We start from the raw sequence: 17,836 nt of genomic DNA, 5'->3' as shown, positions 1-17,836 counted from the left end.
AGGTTAATTGGTATAAAGGCAGCGGCTTTATGAGTTAAAGGGGCATACCTTATTTTACTAAATATAATAAGAAACGTGCTATATATGCAAATTATTTTTTCGACAGGAGGATATGCAAGTAGTTGAAAGCAAGGGCAAGTCATCAATTATTGGTCAATTGATCACAAAGCGTGATCTTTTAACCATCCCCGCAATGTGGATAAGTCTTTTTGTACCGCATTGGTAAACTGTTGTTTACTGATAGTTAATTGTTTGGCACCATCCTGCGCACCGCCCAGTTCATATTCGCAATGCAAACTCATGGGGCTGCCAATACCTTGTTGTTTAATCACTTCAAAGTATTTCTTAAAATCAACCATCCCCTCGCCCAGCGGAACGCTTTTTACCTGCCATTTACCATCTTTTTTCTCCCAGTAAAAATCCTTGATATTAGTGGTTTTAATAAAAGGCACCAAGGGTTGTATCGACGTAGCCCAGGTATCGGCCCCTTCTGTAGTGGCATGCCTGATATCGTATTGGCAACCGATCAGTTCCGGATCAAGGTCTTTAAGCGCCAGCCAAAGATCCCAGACAGAGGCACCAAACAGATCACCTGAATGATTCTGATAAGCACCATGCATATGATATTGTTTATTTAAAGCTGCCAGTCCGGCAAGCTGATTACTAATAGTCTGCAAATTTGCCGGTATATTTATGGCTTTGTTATAATTAAACCAGGCTGTACGGTAATATTTAATACCCAGTGCCGAAGCTGCTTTTAAAATATCAGCAGCATATTTTTCATCGGGCTGTTTAATATTGGTAACAATGGAGTACACTTTTAACCCGGCTTTTTCAACCGCGGCAACCGCCTTTGGCAGATCGGTAGTAACATTTTCCGGCAATACATGACCGTCGGGGCGCACGGTAAGATCAACACCGTCGAAACCCATTTCGGCAGCCAAAGCAGCCATATCGGTATAATTAAGCCAATGTAAATGCTTGGAGAAGATGCTGACCTTAATTTTTTCGGGAGTGCGTGCGCTGTTTTGATTCGTAATGGTTAGAGGGTCTGAAGATACTTTCTCCAAGGCACTTAGCCCCAAAGGCATACCGGCTGCTGCCAGCGCGGCTGTGGTGATAAACTTTTTACGGGTGATGGTTTTCATAGGCTTTATCAATTGGTTATGCAATATAATAAAGCTGTACTGAATTTTGACCGGGGAAAGCTTAATCGAAACCGATAAACTCCTTCTGTTTCAGCTCTAACGACCCAAATGTGTTGTTACGGTTAACATATATAGCTATGTGATAAAAGCTATTGTCAAAAAGATAAATATTATTGGCGGCATCAGCTCCCTGGATGTTCATTTTTAACCCGGCGCTTTTGGCCTGTGTTATCAAATTGAATAAGTGTTGCGGCGTTTGCGATTTGTAACTAACGGTGCGCAACATGCTTCCATTACTGAGCTTATAGCCCTCGCCTATGATCACTGTTTCCTGGGTTTTATTATTTGCAATTTTGTGCAGGTGTTCAACCGTGTGGCCATTAACATCCTGCAGGTATTCGTTTTTAAATCCTTTGCCGTTCACTAAATAATTATGGGCATCGTCATTAGGCAGGTTGGAGATATTGATCAAATCATTCAGCGTAATGCTTTGACCAAATACATGAACACTGCAACAGGCCAGCAAGGCGATCAGGAGATATTTCTTCATTTTTTTGATATCCAAATATATTGTTCAGTGCGTGATTTAATCGCCCGGATGATAGGTTTTCTGAGCATGTTTCAACACATCACTTTTATAAAATAACACATCCTTAAACTTACCATCAATAAAACCTTGCGCCTGGTCGGTAAAGTTTTTTGATCCGGCATCAAAAGACTGCCCACCAGTAATAATACTTTTGGCCTTTATACGCGGACCAAACTCAACAGCTGCTACAAAACTATTACCCGAATAACCATAGCGTTTTTGCGTATTCATGGTACGGCTCTGGAACGATGGCAACTGCCCAAAGCCCGATCCGGTTGCCCCAACCGGAATACTCGATAGTTTATCATCAAAGGTAATGCCATCAGCAGGGCGCTGGTAGCGGTTTATATCCCCCCAGGGCATTTTCCACGTACCAAAGCGGCTTTGCAGGTTTTTTAAAACGGCTGTTAAAAGTTCAAGCTGATGCCCACCATCCATCTGAGCAAGTTTTTTCACACGTTGGGTAATAAAAGTGCTCTGTTGATCGGTTTGGGGCGGAGGTAAATTTTTCATCATTGCCGTACCCCACTCAATAGCCAGGGTGCTGGCTACCGAATTTGCGGCGCTGTATTTATCCCATTGCTGCAATAACTCGACGGGTTCCCTTAGGGATTGTTTAACGGAATCCGGGGCATTGTTATAAGCTGTAAATAAGGGTGGCAGCAGATCGTCAAAAGCAGCCAGGTAATGGTTATAGCCTGTTGCTATCAGACTGTCAAGCGTGATATGATTAGCATCTTTGAGCAATCTAATTGCAGTAATGGCCCGGTAATTTTCTCCGTCAGGAGCCATGTAAACAGGGTAGTTATTTTTATCCGGACTGCTGGCTCCGGAAGCTGTATACGGTGTAGAATTACAATTCTGTATCCAGCCGGTAGCCGGGTTTATATCGGTTATAATGTCTTTTAGAGCATGTATACCTTGCCATTCGGTTGCCGAAGTACTGCCATCAACGGGTAGGCTCCAGTCAAACTTTGGATCCCGCCTGGGGATATAATTGCCGTACCAGAAAACGATATTACCCTTATCATCAGCATAAACGGTATTGTTTGAGGCGTTGGATACCAGGTCCATTGCCTTTTTATATTCAACCAAGTTATTGGCCTTAGTGATCAACCATGATTCCAGCAAGGCATTGTAGGAGCGATTATTAGCTTTCAACGCCAGCCATTTGCCATTGCGACTCGCCAATACAGGCCCGTGATGGGTATAATAACCAGTGATTGTTTTTTGTTCCAGCTTATCGCCGTTTTTAATATTCAGTACCAGGTTACGGATAATAACCGGCTTCAATGAGCCATTATATTCATAATACCACTGACCATTTTTTTTGCTCATCTTTTCGGCATATAGGTCGCCAACATCGGCGTAACTACTGGTATGCATCCAGCCGCAATGCTGGTTAAAGCCCTGGTAAATAAAAAACTGTCCCCAGGTAACCGCCCCATAGGCATGTAAGCCCTCATCGCTCACCAGTTCTACTTCACTACGGAAATAAAAAGGCACATGCGGGTTAATATATAACAAAGCATGCCCCGATGCCGATTTGGATGGCGCTATTGCAAAACCATTTGATCCGGTTTCGCGCTCATTCACCATATCATAAATTGGACTTGATTTACTACTCAAGGCTCCCAGTTTTTCACCTGCGCCATTATAAAACAATCCAGTTTCGTTAGGATAAATCCCCCCGGTTTCGGTAGCGGCAACACTGCCATCGGTAAACATTAAAGCATACCAGGGTTCAAAGTGCTTAAATACCTGTGGTTTTACTTCCGGGTGTCTGTACAGGTAATAATTGATGCCATCGGCAAAAGCATCCATGAGCTTTTTAAACCAGGGCGCACTGGCTTTATAATCTTTGATGGCTTCGGTACTGTCGGCTATTAGCTGTAATTGTACATCTGTATATAGCTTACTATTCCCATCTGCTTCAGTTTGCCTGCCTAATTGGTAAAGGTAATTACGCTCGATGCCTTTAAAATTGTCTTCACATTGGGTATACATCAAGCCAAAAACTACCGCGGCATCTGTTTTTCCATAAATGTGCGGAACTCCCCAATTATCACGTATAATGGTAACTGCTTTTGCCTGCTCTTTTGCTCGCTTTATTTCGTTTTGATTAAATATTTGAGCAAAAATTACTCCAGGGAAAAATATTAAAATTACAGTTATATAAGACTTCATGGTAACGATATTTTTACTGGTCAATTTGACTTTTTGATTATAAAGTTTAAAATGATTTCATAATAATTACAGTAGATTTGCCGTTCAAGCGTACAATGTTTACAATACAAAGGCGTTTCCATTCAATTATTCATAATTGAATACTAAACTGATCAATCTTATTGCTACAAACAGCATACTTACAAAGTAATAAAGTTTTGTTTACTGTGCACTTTTTACAACAGTAAATTTATAAGGGCTTAGGTACTCATTAAGCATGATATCTGAGATTTAGTTGATACAATATCATTTGATGATATTGCAGTGCGTTCCGGGGGTGAGATACCGGGACGCATTTTTTTTAGTTCATTAGCTCACTGGTTCATTCGTCCATTGGTAAACGCGGATGAACCCTTTATTTTCTATATGTTAGTAACCGCAATAGCTAATGAGCAGGTGTTATACAACCAGATACCAATAAACTAATGAACCAGTGAACTAATGAACCTCTAATGAACCCAGTTTTTGCGTTCCTGAGCCATAACTAGCAATACCATCCGGTTATAAGTCTCAAGTCCTTTAGGTTGATTATTCGCTTTTAGGAAACTATCATAAAAAATACTACTGATGGCGTTGAGCTTATTCTCATAGGATAACCAGTAATTGTGTTCGGTGGCGTAATCGTGGCGTACTTCCTTTGAAATAGTAGCTTTTAATGCTTTATAGGCCACTGTATCACGCCTGCCCAGCGTGTACATAAATTCGCTGACAGCCAGGTGATAAGCCGAATAGCGTAACAGCCGATCCCTGGAATGCACGGCAACTACAAAGCCGGCAAAATCGGCCTCATCTTCGGCACCGTAACCCATTTGATGCGACATTTCGTGACAGGCAACAAAGGGCCGGTTAAAAACAGGCATCTGGTAATTGATCTGCGCTTCGGAAGTAAAAGGGTTATAATAACCCGATGTGCCCATAAAGTTGAGCAAAAACGTGAGTATGGAGGGTTTAACCCCAGGATGCCAGGCCTCAAAGCTGGCTGAACTGGTCGACAAGGATCGTATTGCCCGTTCGGCAGTTTGGTAAATATTACGGTTACTTTGGGCCATATCGGCTGCAGTGACCCGCGCCCGTGTGGCATTTACGCTATCTATAAGCAGTTGAGTTACTTTATGCAGATCGGCTGTTGTAAATGAGGTATCGCGTAAATTAAGCCGTTCTGCTGCTGATGGCCGAAAGTAGTTCATCCCCCAAAAAAGATAAAACGCTAATATGCCAACCTGCACCCCTATCACCAAACCCAGCAACATTAAACCCGTTTCTTTAAACTTCTTTTTAAAAAGCAATTTAAAGAAACCGATAGTTTTATAAATGAGGTATACTATTACAGCTATATATACCACATCGCCTACACTAAAAGGAAACAGGTTAAAAACCGGGTGCAGTACATAGCAAATAAACATATAAAACCCTTTTGAATAATATCGCTCAACCCAGGCGGGATGATCGGCAAATTGCATCAATATAAATATGGCCAGGGTCAGTGATAATATGACTACTATTCTTTTTAATAAAGGTTTCTCGCTAAGATTATAACGCATCAGGGGTGTATGTATAAGCTAATAGTAATTTGCTAAATTACTATTAAACGGCTATTGGGAGTTAGTACGCCATAAAAAAAGCCCCTCGAAGGGGCTTCTATAGGTTCAAATCACCTAAAATATTTTTATTTTACAGAAACAGGGACTTCGGTAGTGTCCCAAAGCAGACTAAAACCTTTAGCTGATATGGTATAAACCAAACGCTCATGTGCAGCAGCTTTTTTGACTTTTACGTTAACACGTAAGGCATCCTGTTTTTCGTCATATTTAAAAGCGCCCCATTGTTTAGCCACTTTGTTAAATATAACAGCCCAAGTACCGTTCTCATTCGGTATCAGGAAAAATCCATAAGTACCGGCTGCCAGCTCTTTACCTTCAACTTTGATTGCTTTAGTTGTTGTAAAAGTGGTAGCCTCGTTGGCACCGGCCCGCCATACTTTACCCCATGGCTCAAGATCGCCCCATATTTTACGGCCCTTAACCGATGGACTGCCATAATTGATAGTTAAGGTTGAACCCGCTGCTTTACCGCTAACGCTATCGCGTGGGCTTGCCATTGGTTTTTTATCCTGTGCAAAGGCAACCGAAGTTAAAAGCACAAATGCAAAAAGCAATCCTGCTTTAAATTGTAATAATCTTCTCATAGTGTGTTTTATAGTTTTATTGGTAAATATAAGATGAAATTTGTTTGCTTTTCATTTACTATATAAATAAGTTAGTTTAACACATTACCCCTAAAAATATGTAAACGGCTAAAACTAATTATGCTATCACAACGTTATATAAATAGATTGCCACATTGCAGTTAGGAATTGATCTTAGGGTTTCATAGCCTTAAGATTAAACAATTGTTGTGGTTTTTTACCCTTGCCGCAAGGCAGGGGTTTTTTATATTATCTTTTCCATGATTAAGCACAGGCTTAAACATTAATGTCGTCTTTGAACTCTTCCCAGTAAACAGTTTCAAGGTATATCCCATTTTTAATGGCCACCCTGGTTTTAATTTCCTGCAATTCGGTCCTGATCTGTTCGGCGGTATGATCGCTGCTTATGGAATGATAATAAATTACATAACCAGTTTTACTGTTTATAAATTTATAATGTTTATCAGCGGGTTTCATAAATAATGAACTTATGTAATAATAATACAGAGTACAGGTATATTGTTTTATCCACCCCCAAATATTACAAAGTATTTATCAGTACCTGAATAACGAATGGAGATCAGGCTTTCCTGAAACGTAAAGCCATTTGCAACAATTCGTCATCGCTAATCGTAGTTGGGTCTTCAAATTGCCGGAGCACAATATGGGTTGGAAAACTGATGCTCCCTCCCGAAGTTTTAACCATCACCCCTGTATCAAACGCACTGTGATTCTTGTAATCGCCTATCAAATAATTGTATTGCGATAACCTTATTAACAGCTCAACAATGGCATAAGTAGGTAAATGATGTTTAGACATGCTATAAATATACGTCATTAATAATATTAAATTAACATTACATTAACAATAAGGTGACGTTTAAACGTAAATTAATATCTACATTTAGGCAAAATATTATTGAGGACTTAAGCAAGTTAATCAACTAAAATACAGCATTTTAGTTTAATGATATTAAAAAAGAGGATCATAAAGTTCAGTGTATGTCGATACTTCCAAATTCCAATAAGATTTTTTACGACTTGTTTAATAGGGCAGCAGCCAATGTAGCCGAAATGGCTAAGTTGCTTGATATGGCTGTAAACTCAAAAGATGTTTTTGAGCAAAAATACAGCTTTACGCATATTGATAAATTAAAGATAAAAAGCTACGAACTTACCCACCTGGTATTCACAGAATCAGGCAAACAGCTCATATCGCCATTTCAGCGTAAGGATATGTGCGATCTGGCGGCTGCTATTGACGATGTAGCTGATAGTATAGCCATGGCATCGCGCAGGATACATTTGTATGATGTGCCCAAAATAACACCTCCTATGTTAAGTCTGGCCAACCTGATACTACAAACCAGTACCGAGCTCGAAAAAGCGATTAACGCCATGAACAACCTGGGTAACTCTGCACGAATATTTGAACTTTGCAGCAGTATCAAAAAACTGGAATTCCAGGCCGATGCGGTTTATAATAAAGCTTTTGCCGATTTGCTGGCCAATGAAACAGATGCCATCCAACTCATTAAATATACCGATGTATTTATGGCGATGGAAACCGCAACGGACAGTTGTGAAGATGCAACCCTTATTATTGAAAGCATCCTGATCAAAAACGGTTAACCATTTTTCCTCCGTATCAAACCTTAACTTATAATAAAGAAAGGTAAATAAGCCAATTGCTTATTTACCTTTTTCGGCCGGACTGTCGTTATTGCTGTTATTATCGTCTTCTTTGTCCTTGTTATCTTTCTTAAAATCAAGCTTGCCAAATTTGTAGCTCAGGCTGATGCCAAATGATTGCACCGGAACCAGGCGCAAGTTGGTTTGATAAAAGCCATTTCCAAAAGTTGATGAACTCTGACTAACATACTTGGCAAACGGATTTGACGCCGTAAGTCCGATGCTGGCCTTTTTATTCATGAACATTTTACGCATGGCCAGGTTATAGAACACAAATTTAGGGTTGGTACCTTGTATGCCTTTCTGCGACGAGTTGTAGTTGCCAAAAAACTCAGCACTCAAATCATGTCCAAAGTTGTATTGTGCGTTCAGGTTTAAGCGATAGGCAAAAGCACTCACACTTGCAAGACCCGGGTTATTACTGGTTCTGTCGCTAAAAATCATATTGGTGCGCAAACTCAGTTTACTGGTAACCGGCACTGAAGCGTAAATGTTGATGCCTGTACGGATCTCTGACCCTAAATTGTATCGCTGGCTATAGGATACGTTGGTATAGGTAGTACCATTTACATCCAGTGTAGGGTAAAAGGTTGTAAACGATTGTATATCATCTGTATTGCGGCGATAAAAAGCGGCAATATTAATATTAGCCCCTTTATCATAAGTTTTGTTGTAGCCAAGCTCAAAATTATCGCCTTTTTCAGGTTTCAGGTTAGGGTTACCGGTACTGATGTTATGCACATCGCTGATATTTAAAAACGGGTTCAGATCGCCATAATCCGGGCGCTGTATCCTGCGGGTATAGCTTAGCTTGATGGATTGTGTAGCATCCAGCTTATGCGAAAACACCAACGATGGCGCCAGGATATTATAGTTAGGGATATTAACGCCCTGAAAATCCGCTGTTGTAACCGTGTATTCATCGCGTAAACCACCTTTTACATCCAGGAAATTATTAAATAATGATGCCGAAGCTGATAAATAGTACGCGTATATTTTACGATCATACTTAAAGCTATAAGTTTGACCAGGGCTCGGCTCAAACACACCATCCGGCGATAATACCGAAGTAGCTACGCTGTTGTTGATGTTATTAAAATCAATTTTACCGCCTGTCTCTACTGTAAAAGTTTTACTTACCGGATGTGTATAATCAACAGCAACCGTGGTTTCATGATCTTTACCCGGGTTGGTATTTGATATACCTGTAGAAGGCTTAACATTGTTTAAATAGTCCTGCTGCTGAAAAGAGCTGAAACTATTATTGCCAAAACTGGAAGTATACAATACATTAAGCTCCTGTCCTTCTTTATCGAAAGTTTTTTTATACCCCACGCTAACATCGGTAGATGTACCATTAAACTTACTGTTGGAGTTACGGATGTCGCTCGTATCAGAAAGTAAAGCACCACTAGCACTTGTTTTACGCGAATCCTCATTCGTTAAGCCATCGGCATGATTACCAAAGTGATTAAAGCCAATAGAAGCGGTCAGATCATCATGTTTGGTAATATTCCAGGTAAAATTCAGACCCGATTGATAGCCGTTCCGCCTGAAGTTGTTACTGCCCTGCTGAAACAAGTTGGTATTGTTGTTCAGCGAATCTTTTGAATCACGGTTACGGGTATTGGGCGAGTTACTGTTGATCTGCGCGTTACCGCTGAAAAAAGCATTCACACCAAAGTTTCCCTTACGCACATTCAGGTTAAACGACCCGTTTTCGCGACGCGTACCAGCCGATAGGTTAACACTACCGTTTACCCCTTCTACTCTGCTGTCCTTTAAAATAATGTTTACTATACCTCCGGTACCTGCTGCATCATATTTAGCGCCCGGACTGGTAATCACCTCAATACTTTTAATCTGGCTGGCTGGAATGCTGGCCAGCGCGTCGGCTAAACTCGCCCCAAAAATACTGGAAGGTTTTCCGTTGATCAAAAAACGGATATTGGCATTACCCTGCAACTCCACGTTACCATCAATATCAACCGTTATTTGCGGCACCTTTTTTAATATGTCAATAGCTACACCACCCTGGGCGCTTAAATCGTTTTGAGGGTTATAAACCATCTTATCGATCTTATTTTCAACCGTAGGGGTTTTAGCCGTGATGGTTACACCCTGAAGCTGGTGCGGCACAGGGCTTAATTTTATTTCACCGATAGATACATTGCCATCTTTTACAATCACATGCTCAATAGTAGCCCGCTGATACCCTAAAAAATCGGCGGTAACTTTATACTCACCTGCGGGGATATGATCTACCGTAAAATTCCCTTTAGTATCGGTACTGATGCCGTTAAAAGGCGATGTACTGCCTTGTTTATAAACAGATACCGTGGCATAGTCAACCGGCTGTTTGTTAGTGGCATCGGTAACTTTACCGCTTATCTTACCCTTGGCAGCAGGGTTAACCTGGGCCTGGGCGTTCACAAAAAATACAACAAATAAAAATAGTATATAAACGGGCTTCATTACTGTGCTAAAAGGGTTATTCAAGCCGCGAATTTGCCAAGAAAGATTGGATTAAAACTGAATTTTATGAATTGTTGTGTATTTGTTACAATATGATTAAGCCAAAGTAAAATGCCTGGTATAAACCCCTAAAAAATAAGCACTAAAGTACCTCCGATGATGAGCAAAGCACCTGATGCAGTTTTCCAGGTAAGCGGTTCACCTAAAAAAATCACCGATAGCACAATGGCAATAGCCACACTCAGTTTATCAACCGGCGCCACCTGCGATACCTTACCTAATTGCAGCGCCTTAAAATAACAGATCCATGAAAGTCCGGTTGCACAACCCGAAAGCACCAGGAATGTCCAGTTAACTTTAGTTAAACTACTGATGCCCTGGTTACTCCCTTTAAATAGCACAATACCCCAGGCCAGTATCAGTATCACTACGGTACGTATGGCGGTTGCCAGGTCGGTATCAACCCCTTTAATACCTATTTTGGCAAATATGGCCGTAAGTGCCGCAAACAAGGCCGAAAATAAAGCATATATCCACCACATAGTTTTAAGTTTTGAGTTATCAATTTATTGTTATGAATTTGATGATTTCTTTTAACATACGAGGCCTGACCCTACCCCTGTAAAACTTTTTAAACCTATTATTTTAACACTTTTTTATTCAAAAAGCTGGTAAAAAGGCCAGATAATTATCCGTTTTAACTAAACTTTAACGCCATTTTAACACTTTTTAACAAATTTCAGGCACGTTTTAAAAGGTTTAAAAAGTATTAAATAACTGTCAGTCAAATAACTACATACAAAACAGCCTGTTTTGTGCTTCTTTTTTCCTTTAACCAAACAGCCCGGATTCCTTTGTTATCAGAAAACCGGGCTGCTGTATATACAAAAATACGCAATATTATACAGAAGCCCAAGCACCGGGTACAAACCTCCAGACTAAAACTGTAGTAAATCTGCTTAAATACAAAATGTCTACAAATTGATGCTATAGCTTAGCTTACATACTGGTTAAAAATCGTTAACAATTACAAAATATTACACCAGCAGAGTAAGGGTAAAAACAGCAATAAGTGTTATAAATAAAAAAATAACGACAATTAATTTAATATGATAAAAATTTTCAGCACTTTCGGGAACGCTTGTTATAGCCCTTATCATGGATCTGATTACAGCAAAAGCACTATAAAAATCCCTATAAGTGTTAATGCAAAGTTTAAAGCCTGAGTCTACCAAGTAAATTTTTAACGGGAGCCGGTTTACTACCCGTTTAGAGCATATTACGCTTAAAGCAACAGTGTTCAGGTGTCGGCAAAGTAAATTCTATATAAAATATTCGTGAATTGTTGATGAATTTTTAACCCTTCGCGATAATTTTTTACAAAAAAATGATAGTTTCAACACGTTATTGTTATATTTAACGTTTACACTTTATATGATTAAGAAAACTGATTTTGTTTATTCCCAGGAGTCTGAACCTCATCGTATCCGCACAAAAAAGATCTTAAAGCAATTTCCAGAATTACGTAAGCTGATTGGCAAAAACCCAAAAACCATATGGGCTATCATTGGCCTGGTGGCGTTCCAGGTGGTTTTAGCCTGGTTTGTTCGTGACCAATCCTGGTGGATTATTTTCGGAGCGGCTTATTTATTAGGCGCCTTTGCCGATCATGCATTGTTTGTGATGATACATGAATGCACCCACCAACTGTTATTTAAAAATCGTAATGCCAACCGCTGGGCTTCTATGTTTGCCAATTTACCGCAGATATTACCAAGCGCTATATCCTTCGAAAAATATCACATCAAACACCATTCATTCCAGGGTGTACATGAACTTGATGCCGATTTACCTAATAAATGGGAGGCAAAACTGATCAGCAATTCTTTCTTTGGCAAAGCTATGTGGCTGTTGTTCTTCCCGGTTTTTCAACTTTTCCGTTTATCAAGGTTAAGAGAAATACACCCTTTTGATGGCTGGATACTGACCAACTTTGTATTACAGGTGATATTTACTACCGCCATATGGTACTTTATGGGCTGGCCTGCAGTTGCCTTTTTATTGTTAAGCTTTTCCTTTTCTATTGGCTTACACCCACTGGGTGCTCGTTGGATACAGGAACATTACCTTACCCACACCGAAGAGCAGGAAACCTATAGCTATTACGGTAATTTTAATGTGGTAGCTTTCAACGTGGGTTTCCATAATGAGCACCATGACTTTCCGTCAATCCCCTGGAATAAATTACCAGAGATCAAAAAAACAGCTCCTGAGTATTATGATACCTTACATTATCATACTTCGTGGACAAAATTATTTTTCCGTTTCCTTTTTGATCGTGAAATATCCCTGTTTAACCGCATCCTGCGTAAAGAGCGTGGCAAAGTTGCGTTAACTGATGTATCAAAACCGGATATAGATATAACCCGGGCCGAAAGTACAAAACCTAAGCTTGAACCAAGCCAGGTATAAGGGCACTACATAATGAAAAAGGGCCCCGAAAGGCCCTTTTTCATACACAGGTATTTTTTTATTGATGCCATAAACATTAATAAAAAATGAACAAATCATGAAGATAAAAAGATCAACTATTTAAAATATGCTAAATTAATTTACCTTTAACTCCCTATTAATTTAATTTAATAAATGGCTGAATTGCGTTCCTTTTTCTCACATCACGAAGATTTAACCCAGGTAATTTTATACGCAGGCATTATTACCAGTTTATGGTTTGCCGAAGTTATAGTTTCATCAGAAGGCGCCCTGACCAAGTGGAAACACTCTACTGTAAATGCCTTATTTATTTTTACAGCGTTACCTATACAACTGTTATTAACCACCTTTGTTATCCTGATATCCAAATGGACCATCGCTCATCATTGGGGGTTGATTAATTTTATTCCATACCATAATAATCCTTGGGTATATTACACCAGCTTGTTTGTACTACTTGATCTGTGCGAGTACATTTATCATGTTACCATGCATAAGGTGGAGGCTTTATGGAGATTTCACCTCGTACATCACAGCGACCTGAGTGTTGATGTATCCACCACCACCCGCGAACACCCTTTTGAAACCGGCATACGTACTTGTTTCCTGATGCTTTGGGTATTTATTTGCGGCCCTGCTATCGGTGTTTTAATTTTACGTCAAACGTTTCAATCGTTCTCCAATATCATCGCGCATACGCAGTTCAGACTGCCCGAAAAGGTTAATCGTATTGTAGGTCTGGTGTTTATTACCCCCAACCTGCACCATGTGCACCACCACTACCAGTTACCTTATACCGATTGTAATTACGGCGACGTATTAAGCATCTGGGACAGGCTATTTGGCACTTTTGGCAAATTAAGCAAAGAGGAAACTGTGTTTGGTATTGACACCCATATGGACGAGAAATTAAACGGAAGTTTTGCGGGCGCAGTGAAAATGCCGTTCCAAAAATTTGAACGGAAACCTCAGCAACTGGATTAAAAATCAGTTTCTAAACAACGATTAAACACGATAAAAAACAGCTCTTACATACTGGTTTACACCCTCTAATTTACTACGTTCCAAAGCATTGCTAACAGGTTAAGGCGATTTAATTAATGCTATCTTCATAATATTTTGGTTAATTTGCGTTATTATTTGCAACAAATAAGATGACCAGATCAAAAAAATTAAAATTAATAGCGCCTTTAGTCATCCTTATTTTTGTAGGGGCATTTGCCAAGCACAGGCTGTTTGACAAAGTTGCTCAATCTGGCACACTCAGCAGTAAACAAATGGATGAAATATCGGGTATAGCCGCCTCATCCATCAACCCAAACATTTATTACGTACATAACGATAGTGGCGATACCAGTCGTTTTTTTGCGATAACCCCCGATGGCAAATTAAAAACTACCATTTACTTTAATGGCGCCAATAACATCCCATTAGGTGTACGTGACTGCGAAGATATTGCCGTGGGGCCGGGCCCGGCTAAAGACAAAAGCTACGTTTATATAGGCGACATTGGTGACAATGCCGCCAGATGGCCATACATTACCATTTACCGGATTCGCGAAAAAAAATCATGGGCTACGGACAGCCTTACCCATGCCGAAGCTGAGCCCCTTTATTTGAAATACCCGGATGGCCCCAAAGATGCCGAAACCCTGATGCTTGACCCGGTTGAAAAATTACTATGTATTGTAAGCAAAAGAAAAGATACCGTATCCGTTTATACTACGCCTTTATTATATACGGCTAAAGATACCGTTACCCTTACCAAGCGTGCCAAATTGTTTTTCGCGGGCTTTAAGCCTTTTAAATGGATCACTGCCGGTGATATATCAAAAGATGGAAAACAGATATTGCTGAAGAGCTATGAAAAGGTATATTACTGGAAACGTGAACCCAAAGAACACATTTGGGAAACCATGGTCAGAAAGCCGGACGAACTGCATTATAAGGTGGAAAAACAAGGTGAGGCTATAGGATTTACTCCAGACGGAAAAGCCTACTATACCACCAGCGAAGGTGTTTTTGCTCCTATCTATTATTACGAAATACCGGAGTAGATTAAATTCGGTACGTCATTGCGAGGAACGAAGACAACCGACCGGAGGGAGCTCATTAATACAATTAAAAACAAACACAACATTAATAATCTCTAAGCTATACAGAGTCGCTTTATATGGCGTATACCCGCTCTTGGCCGCGGGAGGGCCTTTACTTTGTAGCCACAAAGTAACCAAAAGGCTTTCAGCAGAAATGCTTCTTTGCGCTCTTTGCCTTCGCCCTGCAAATCGGACAGAACCAGGGCTGCAATTATTTTGCCCTACTTCGTTCGCGCAATCCTACGCTTCAGCAAAAACTTACTATGCCCCGCAGCCGCACCGCCCTGCATTGTTCTGCCCGCTTTCGCCCGAAGCTTATCTGCTGACGAGAGGAAAGAAAAGGAAAAATGAAAATATGTCATTGCGAGGAGGAACGACGAAGCAATCTCCTCGCGTTTCTCGCCGGCTAGAATAGCTACGAGATTGCTTCGTGCCTCGCAATGACATGGTGTTTAATCTAATGGGGAGAAAGACTTACGAAGTTTTAAAAACTTCGTAAGTCTGAACTGACCATTTCTATGCTTCATCTTATTTCTCTACCCTGATCAGCATAACGCCATGCGGCGCTACTTTGGCGCTGAAATCTTTACCGGTGGTGATCACATACCTTTGCTGCCATACATCCCTGAATTTGGTGTAGCCTTTTAAAGCAGGGTCATTTTTATCCAGGCTGATGGTTTGGTACTTGTCCGACAGGTTGAACAGACCAATGGCTTTCCCGCCATCCTTAAGCTCCTTTACCCAAATCTGGTAACCCTCCTTTTTGATGTATTGACTTGCGCCCTTACCTAATGCATCCTGATCAATGGCCAGTACTTCATCATTAGTGAGCAAGTTAAGCGTAAACCTGTCCAGATGCCCCATATCGCAACCAATTAATAATGGTGATGATAGCAAGCTCCACAAGCTGATGTGGGTGTATTGCTCATCATAGGTAAGGCGGGTATTATGCAGGCTAGGCCCCCAGCCTACTTTGCCAACTACCAGCATGTCCGGATCGTTAAAATGACCGGGCTGCGAAAACGGCGCTGCCTTATCCTGGTTAAAACCTATAGACGATAAACTGCGCCAGGTATCCTGAATGTCGCCGGTTGTACGCCAGCTATTGCCCCCTACTTCGGCGCCCCATTGCCATACATCGCCCCAACCATATTGGCAAAGGCTGTACATAATATCGCGGTTTATTTTATCTAAAGAGCTACGCATTACCTGGTAAGGTTTTTTCAGCGCCGGCAGATCGGGATTAGCCGGGGTAACCTCAGAATACGAACACCAGTCATATTTCAGGTAATCAATGCCCCAGTCGCCATAAGTCTGAGCGTCCTGGTCTTCATGCTGCCAGCTACCCAGGAAACCACCACAAGTACGCGGCCCTGGCGATGAATAGATCCCCATGCGCAGGCCCAGGCTATGCACATAATCGCTGAGTGCTTTCATATCCGGAAATTTACTGTTGGCGGCTATTTTACCATCAGCCTGGCGCTGTTCGGCTTCCCATCCATCATCAATATTAATATAGGCCCATCCATGCGCGCTCAACCTATCTACCATCGCTTTTGCTGATATACGTACCTTTTTATCATCCACACTTAAACCCCAGGCGTTCCAGCTGTTCCAGCCCAGAGCCGGTGTTAAACCAATTTTATCGCCAATAATAATAGTGAAGGCCTTGGTTTTGCTACCCAGCCTGTTGCTCACTGTAAAAGTCACGGGATAAGTACCTTGCTGGGTTACTACGCCCGTAATAATACCGGTAGCCGCATCCAGCTTTAAGCCATCAGGTAAACCCTGCACTTTATAAATTAAAGGTTTTTGACCGGTTGCCGGTATGAGGTATAAGAAAGGGTGACCCGGACGCGCACCAAAAACTTCGGCGCCGTTTATTTTGGGTTTGGCCGATGGATATGGAGTAAGCAGATAGGGTGTAGTTTCTGTATGACTTATTTCTTTACCCGATTTTTCGTCGGTAAAGGTGTAAACAATAGTGTATGATTTTTTCTCCAGCCGGGCTATTTCAAATGAATAGGTAAAGGGCCTGCCAGCCGAAAAAGCCGCATCATTTGTTTTTTCGTATAAAACCGCGTTGGTTTCCGGGTCGGTAACTTTAAAAGCCAGTTTACCTTTATAATCATAATGATTAGTGGTGATCAGTTTGATGGATTTACTCAGGCTATTGCGTTCGCCATAATTAAAATCGGCTTCGGTGTTTACGGTTACATGATCCATCACATCGGCCATACCTATGCTAAAGTTGGTGCCGTAGATGCCGCCGTCGCCGCCAGTATCAAAAATACGTACGGCTAAAACATTCTCTTTATCCCACAAAATAGCCGGGTTATTTGCCGCGATGGTATACGTACGCGGACCATAAAAGCTACCTGTTTTAATATCACCGGTTTTGCCGCCGAACCGGCCAATCAATTTGCCGTTAAGGAAAACCTCATCATTATCATCAACACTGCCCAGGTTAATGCGCAGGCTATCTTTCAAAAACGCATTTTGTTTTAATGACGAAGGGATAACCACATGGTTACGGTACCAGCCAAAGCCGTCGTAACCGGGATGCCCTTCCTGCTCCCAGCTTTGGGCCACATTAACGGCCTGCCAATGCTGATCGTTATAAGTTGGTGAGGCCCATTGTGCCGAATCGCCAATGGCCAGTTTCCATCCCTTAGTTAAGGATACATCCTGCGCACGGACGCTTAAAAAGCCCAGGGCAAGCAAAGCAAGTAAAAGTAATTTTCTCATTCAAAGTAATTTATTAGGTAAAACAGTTCTCTCTTTATGAAAATTCAGGAGCAACTAAGATACATGATTACAACATAAAATGTATGCTTAACAATTATTGTTTTAACAATAATATAGCATTGGAGACATTGAAATTTAACCTCCTGTTGACCATGAATTATAATACGGATTTTACCTTTAAGTA

At 40.9% G+C, this 17,836-nt stretch carries 14 protein-coding genes; 4 read left to right on the top strand and 10 right to left on the bottom strand.

All coding sequences use genetic code 11. The annotated features are described in order from the left end of the window. Positions 1-161: 161 nt before the first annotated feature. The 7 genes from G7092_RS24060 to G7092_RS24030 all read right to left on the bottom strand — a co-directional run bounded on the left by G7092_RS24060 (position 162) and on the right by G7092_RS24030 (position 6,968). Entirely contained in the window at positions 162-1,148 is a 987-nt protein-coding gene (locus G7092_RS24060) for a sugar phosphate isomerase/epimerase family protein (protein ID WP_166093461.1), read from the bottom strand. A 61-nt stretch (positions 1,149-1,209) separates the two neighbouring features. Beyond that, complete coding sequence (locus G7092_RS24055) at positions 1,210-1,698, bottom strand: hypothetical protein (protein ID WP_166093459.1); 489 nt, start codon at positions 1,696-1,698, stop codon at positions 1,210-1,212. 36 nt (positions 1,699-1,734) lie between these two features. Next, entirely contained in the window at positions 1,735-3,924 is a 2,190-nt protein-coding gene (locus tag G7092_RS24050; protein ID WP_166093456.1) for a penicillin acylase family protein, read from the bottom strand. A 488-nt stretch (positions 3,925-4,412) separates the two neighbouring features. After that, a complete protein-coding gene (locus G7092_RS24045) occupies positions 4,413-5,504 on the bottom strand; it encodes a DUF3810 domain-containing protein (protein ID WP_166093454.1) in 1,092 nt (363 codons plus the stop codon). Between the two features lie 125 nt (positions 5,505-5,629). Next, positions 5,630-6,148: a DUF2911 domain-containing protein gene (locus tag G7092_RS24040; protein ID WP_166093453.1), complete on the bottom strand. Its 519-nt coding sequence runs from the start codon at positions 6,146-6,148 to the stop codon at positions 5,630-5,632. A gap of 276 nt (positions 6,149-6,424) precedes the next feature. Then, entirely contained in the window at positions 6,425-6,625 is a 201-nt protein-coding gene (locus G7092_RS24035) for a hypothetical protein (protein WP_166093451.1), read from the bottom strand. Positions 6,626-6,728: 103 nt separating this feature from the next. Further along, on the bottom strand, positions 6,729-6,968 hold the full coding sequence (locus G7092_RS24030; protein WP_166093448.1) for a hypothetical protein: 240 nt from the start codon (positions 6,966-6,968) through the stop codon (positions 6,729-6,731). A 182-nt stretch (positions 6,969-7,150) separates the two neighbouring features. Between G7092_RS24030 and G7092_RS24025 the strand changes: the two genes are divergently transcribed. Next, positions 7,151-7,780, top strand: a complete 630-nt coding sequence (locus G7092_RS24025; RefSeq protein WP_166093446.1) for a DUF47 domain-containing protein — start codon at positions 7,151-7,153, stop codon at positions 7,778-7,780. Positions 7,781-7,840: 60 nt separating this feature from the next. Here the strand turns inward: G7092_RS24025 and G7092_RS24020 are convergent, their stop codons facing one another. Together G7092_RS24020 and G7092_RS24015 are read right to left on the bottom strand one after the other, a co-directional pair. After that, positions 7,841-10,315 (bottom strand): TonB-dependent receptor, encoded by a 2,475-nt coding sequence (locus tag G7092_RS24020; protein ID WP_166093444.1) that lies wholly within the window; start codon positions 10,313-10,315, stop codon positions 7,841-7,843. Positions 10,316-10,443: 128 nt separating this feature from the next. Next, on the bottom strand, positions 10,444-10,857 hold the full coding sequence (locus tag G7092_RS24015; protein ID WP_166093442.1) for an EamA family transporter: 414 nt from the start codon (positions 10,855-10,857) through the stop codon (positions 10,444-10,446). 892 nt (positions 10,858-11,749) lie between these two features. Between G7092_RS24015 and G7092_RS24010 the strand changes: the two genes are divergently transcribed. The 3 genes from G7092_RS24010 to G7092_RS24000 all read left to right on the top strand — a co-directional run bounded on the left by G7092_RS24010 (position 11,750) and on the right by G7092_RS24000 (position 14,865). Continuing rightward, on the top strand, positions 11,750-12,787 hold the full coding sequence (locus G7092_RS24010) for a fatty acid desaturase (RefSeq protein ID WP_166093440.1): 1,038 nt from the start codon (positions 11,750-11,752) through the stop codon (positions 12,785-12,787). 174 nt (positions 12,788-12,961) lie between these two features. Next, positions 12,962-13,792: a sterol desaturase family protein gene (locus G7092_RS24005; RefSeq protein WP_166093437.1), complete on the top strand. Its 831-nt coding sequence runs from the start codon at positions 12,962-12,964 to the stop codon at positions 13,790-13,792. A gap of 170 nt (positions 13,793-13,962) precedes the next feature. Further along, positions 13,963-14,865: a hypothetical protein gene (locus G7092_RS24000; protein ID WP_166093435.1), complete on the top strand. Its 903-nt coding sequence runs from the start codon at positions 13,963-13,965 to the stop codon at positions 14,863-14,865. Between the two features lie 567 nt (positions 14,866-15,432). On the opposite strand, the gene G7092_RS23995 is transcribed toward G7092_RS24000, so the two are convergent. Beyond that, positions 15,433-17,652 (bottom strand): putative Ig domain-containing protein, encoded by a 2,220-nt coding sequence (locus G7092_RS23995; protein ID WP_166093434.1) that lies wholly within the window; start codon positions 17,650-17,652, stop codon positions 15,433-15,435. Positions 17,653-17,836: the final 184 nt, after the last annotated feature.

This window comes from Mucilaginibacter inviolabilis (assembly GCF_011089895.1).
GTDB classification, from domain to species: domain Bacteria; phylum Bacteroidota; class Bacteroidia; order Sphingobacteriales; family Sphingobacteriaceae; genus Mucilaginibacter; species Mucilaginibacter inviolabilis.
This window is presented reverse-complemented; position numbering and strand designations above follow the sequence as displayed.

Bases quoted from the DNA above. Each gene is read 5' to 3' on its own strand.
- G7092_RS24020 (WP_166093444.1), bottom strand. From the start codon at position 10,315: ATGAAGCCCGTTTATATACTATTTTTATTTGTTGTATTTTTTGTGAAC.
- G7092_RS24040 (WP_166093453.1), bottom strand. From the start codon at position 6,148: ATGAGAAGATTATTACAATTTAAAGCAGGATTGCTTTTTGCATTTGTG.
- G7092_RS23995 (WP_166093434.1), bottom strand. From the start codon at position 17,652: ATGAGAAAATTACTTTTACTTGCTTTGCTTGCCCTGGGCTTTTTAAGC.
- G7092_RS24050 (WP_166093456.1), bottom strand. From the start codon at position 3,924: ATGAAGTCTTATATAACTGTAATTTTAATATTTTTCCCTGGAGTAATT.
- G7092_RS24000 (WP_166093435.1), top strand. From the start codon at position 13,963: ATGACCAGATCAAAAAAATTAAAATTAATAGCGCCTTTAGTCATCCTT.
- G7092_RS24030 (WP_166093448.1), bottom strand. From the start codon at position 6,968: ATGTCTAAACATCATTTACCTACTTATGCCATTGTTGAGCTGTTAATA.
- G7092_RS24060 (WP_166093461.1), bottom strand. From the start codon at position 1,148: ATGAAAACCATCACCCGTAAAAAGTTTATCACCACAGCCGCGCTGGCA.
- G7092_RS24025 (WP_166093446.1), top strand. From the start codon at position 7,151: ATGTCGATACTTCCAAATTCCAATAAGATTTTTTACGACTTGTTTAAT.
- G7092_RS24035 (WP_166093451.1), bottom strand. From the start codon at position 6,625: ATGAAACCCGCTGATAAACATTATAAATTTATAAACAGTAAAACTGGT.
- G7092_RS24010 (WP_166093440.1), top strand. From the start codon at position 11,750: ATGATTAAGAAAACTGATTTTGTTTATTCCCAGGAGTCTGAACCTCAT.
- G7092_RS24005 (WP_166093437.1), top strand. From the start codon at position 12,962: ATGGCTGAATTGCGTTCCTTTTTCTCACATCACGAAGATTTAACCCAG.
- G7092_RS24045 (WP_166093454.1), bottom strand. From the start codon at position 5,504: ATGCGTTATAATCTTAGCGAGAAACCTTTATTAAAAAGAATAGTAGTC.
- G7092_RS24055 (WP_166093459.1), bottom strand. From the start codon at position 1,698: ATGAAGAAATATCTCCTGATCGCCTTGCTGGCCTGTTGCAGTGTTCAT.
- G7092_RS24015 (WP_166093442.1), bottom strand. From the start codon at position 10,857: ATGTGGTGGATATATGCTTTATTTTCGGCCTTGTTTGCGGCACTTACG.